Here is a 3,915-nt window from a genome sequence, read left to right on the forward strand (position 1 = left end):
GATTGTAAAGATTCTCCCTAATTTAGTAGACACGGCTATCATGCTTGTAAATAAAATTATTGAGATGATTATTACTAACCTTCCTAAAATTATAGATGCAGGTGTAAAAATCTTAATGGCTATCGTTGACGGAATCATAAAAATGCTTCCTAAGATTGTAGATGCTGCAGTTAAGATAATTACTCAACTTGTAAATATAATCATGCAGAATCTCCCTAAGATAATTGAGTCAGGTATTAAAATCTTAATGGCAATTATCAAAGGTATTATTCAAATTATGCCTCAGTTAGCTGTAGCAGCTCTAAAGATTATCTATGAAATAGCAAAGGCTATTATTACTAACCTTCCTCAGATACTCGCTGCAGGTGTACAGATACTTTGGTCTCTGATTAAAGGTATCTATTCCGTGTTAAGTAGCTTATGGAGCGCTATTACAGACAATGTTATCGGAGGAATTAAGAAATGTTTCTCTAATGCAGGATCTATGCTACTAAGTGCAGGTAAAGACATAGTACGAGGATTAGCAGACGGAATTAGTGGAATGGCTTCAGATGCTATTAACGCAGCTAAAAAGATGGCTGGAAAGGTAAAAGATGCAGTCACTGGATTCTTTGATATACACTCTCCTTCCCGTGTAATGAAGGCGGTAGGTGGATTCATCACTGAAGGTGTAGCCGTGGGGATTAAAGACCAAACTTCTGAGGTGGTCAAAGCAGCAGAGCTTATGAGTTCTGCAGTCCTGGACGGTTTTGAAGCTTTATCTAATGATATCGAACTAGGAAACATTGTAGGGAATGATAACTTCCAAGGAATGGACCTAGGAGTAACTCCAGACTTCAAGCTTCCTAAGATGGATGATGTTATTAAAGGTTCTGTATCAATGGCTCCCACTGCTTATGAGCGTATGTCTGGGGCTAGCAAGACTGATAGAACTACTAAGCAAGCAGAATCTCAAGAACGGCAATCTGAAAAGACTCCTACTTACTTAGTGATGGACAAGAAAGTAGTAGGTGAGGTCATCTCCGAAGACGTAGACAATGCTAATAAGCGAAGAACTAGCAGACTAGCACAATTCGCTCCTCAAGTAGTACCAGCTTTCTAGAATAAATTTATGAGCCCTTCTCTATGGAGGGCTCTTTTTAAATAAAACAAAGGAGATTGATAATATGTCGAGTTTTAAATTTAACGGCTCTAAACGAGATTATTTATATATCATGATGGGTTTTAATCGTTCTGCCTGGGCTTCTATTGAGCGAGACATATTAACAGTGCCTGGACATCCTGGAGGGTATCACCTACAGACAAACACAAAAATACGAGTTATCGAGGTCCCTGTCATCATTAAAGCAAAGGATCAGACAGACCTACAGCAAAAGAAGGAAGACCTTGCTAATTGGCTCATACAAGACGAACCTAAAGAGCTTATCTTTGATGATGAGCCAGGGAGAACATATATGGCTATGATTGACGGAGAAGCAGACCTGGATGAGCTGCTCTTTAGAGGTAAAGGTAATATTAAGTTTATATGTCCTATGCCTTATAAGCTAGGGGAAGTTAAGATGTCCGACTTCTCTATAGTTAACCAGGACTTAAAAGCTATCATTCCTAACAAAGGAACTGTAGAGTCTAACCCTATTATTGAGATAGATGTACTAAATAAGAGCCCCTTTGTAGATGTCTGGAACGGTAATGAATATTTTAGACTTGGGTATCCTACAGGGCCAAAGACAAAGCTAGTAGCTCAAGAGGATAGAGTTATCTGGGATAAAATGACCGACCTATCTCAATGGGCCCCACATACTGGCCCTTTAGGTTCCCTATTTGAGGGCTCTGGGGCTATGCAAATAGCAGGGAACGGCCATGGATTCCTTCCTAGCTCTTACGGAACCTCAGTAGGAGAATCTTGGCACGGCCCGATTCTTAAAAGGAATTTACCTCCCGGAGGTGCTACAGACTTCAAAGTGGATATGAGACTTTCTTTGGATTCTATTCGATATGACCGAATGGGAACTATTATGCTTTTCTTGTTAGATAAAGATGATAGCATAGTAGCTCAACTAGGCATGAAAGACGAGTATTTCTCTCATTCTATCACTAAAGCTTATACAGTCGTAAATGACGGCCCAGATGAGAAAGTTTTAATAGATGATACAGGTAGAACAGATGAATCTTTTACAAACTTTAGGGGCCACGTGATGCTGACTCGTGAGGGAAACACTTGGACAGCTTATTCTGCTCTATTCAAAAAAGGAACCGTCCAAGATGAAGAAACTATTATTGAAACTTGGAAGGACGTCAACAATACGAACACTGCCACTTCCTCAATAGTTACGAAAGTAGCAGTAGGGATATTTAAATATGGGGATTACAGCCCCTTGGATTCTACGTTTATTGAAGACCTAAAAGTATATAAGAAGTTTAGTGTCCCAGTAGATGCTACTCCGTACATATGTGACCAAGGAGATAGAATCGTAGTGGACACGGAAAGAGCACTTGTTACCTTGAATGGTGAGAATGCTATCAATATTAAAGAAATATTTAGCGACTTCCCTATAGTAAAGCGAGGTGACAATGAAATAATTATTCGCCCTAACTCCATAGGAACCGCAAAAATAACATATAGGGAGCGATATAGATAATGAGAAAACAAAGTGGCGACTTACACATAGTAGATTATAAAACTAGACAGATTATAGCAACGATACGAGCAAGTGAGTATTTTGATGATAAACGTCACTGGGAGATTAAGAACTCAGTAGATATCTTAGATTTTAAACTTATAGAGAACTCTCCATTTGTTCCCCTTCTTAAGCAACAAAATCTAATCTTAAAAGAAACACGTCCAGGCATCATAACTCCATACGTTATCACTGAAGTAGAAAAGGATTCTGCTTCAAAGGTTGTAACTGTATATGCAAGCGGTGAGTGGACCTTATTAGATACTGAGTCTTATATTGTTCCTCGAAAGTTTGACTCGTGGAATCCTAAGCAGTACCTACAATTCTCTTTAAATGGTACTGACTGGGAAGTAGGGAACATCGAAGCAATCGGTAACCGCTCAATGATAGTCAATGAGTTTATTTCTCCTTTAAAGTTTAATCATTTAATTTCAAACTTATTTGACAACTATGAGATTCAATATAGAGTAATCGTTAAAGGTCCAAACATCGTGGGAAGATACGTAGACTTATTAGAGCAACGTGGAAGAGTAACTGGAAAGGAGATCACTGTAGGAAAAGACCTAAATGGTATTGTACGTACAGAAAACTCTGAAGGTGTAATCACTTCCCTTATCGGGTATGTAACTGTACAAGATGCTAACGGTAAAGATACTGTAATCACCGTAGCAGATGCTAACAATGGGATTCCCTATATAGTTGATGAAGAAGCCTTCCAGAGATGGAATCGTAACGGGAAACACAGATTCGGATTCTATACTCCAGAGACAGACAACACTCAGATGACACCTGAGCGGCTCTTAACATTAACTAAAGCAGCTTTAAAGAAACGAGTTAAAACTAACGTAACTTATGAAGTGAACGCAGTATCATTAGCTAAAGTTACTGGACTCTATCATGAGTCAATTAATGAAGGAGATACTCTCTATATTAAAGATAAAACTCTTAATCCTCCTCTTTACTTAGAAGCAAGAGCTATCGCTGCTGATGAATCTCATAAGGACCCAAGACAGGATAAATTCTACTTTGGGAACTATAGAGAGATCGAAGGAGCGGATGACGCTTTAAGAAAAGTTTATCAACGTATTTTAGCTTCTCTTCAGGATAAAGTACCTGCTGAGATGTTCAAGCAACTAGAGGAGAAAGTGAATAACCAAACAGATGCTATCACTGAGGCAGGAAAGAAAGCAGATGAGGCTCACCAGGAATCACAAACTGCAAAGGACCTTGCTACACA

General features: G+C 38.9%; 3 protein-coding genes. All 3 read left to right on the forward strand.

Annotated elements, in window-relative coordinates:
* Positions 1-1,102: phage tail protein (locus JDS96_RS29830; RefSeq protein ID WP_472926301.1), on the forward strand; the 1,102-nt coding region annotated here is incomplete at its 5' end.
* Between the two features lie 64 nt (positions 1,103-1,166).
* On the forward strand, positions 1,167-2,639 hold the full coding sequence (locus JDS96_RS29835) for a distal tail protein Dit (RefSeq protein WP_199669007.1): 1,473 nt from the start codon (positions 1,167-1,169) through the stop codon (positions 2,637-2,639).
* Positions 2,639-3,915 (forward strand): phage tail spike protein (locus tag JDS96_RS29840; RefSeq protein ID WP_199669008.1); only part of this gene is annotated, 1,277 nt, incomplete at its 3' end. The genes JDS96_RS29835 and JDS96_RS29840, both read left to right, overlap by 1 nt.

It is taken from the genome of Bacillus cereus group sp. N21 (genome assembly GCF_016483395.1).
Taxonomy (GTDB): domain Bacteria; phylum Bacillota; class Bacilli; order Bacillales; family Bacillaceae_G; genus Bacillus_A; species Bacillus_A pseudomycoides.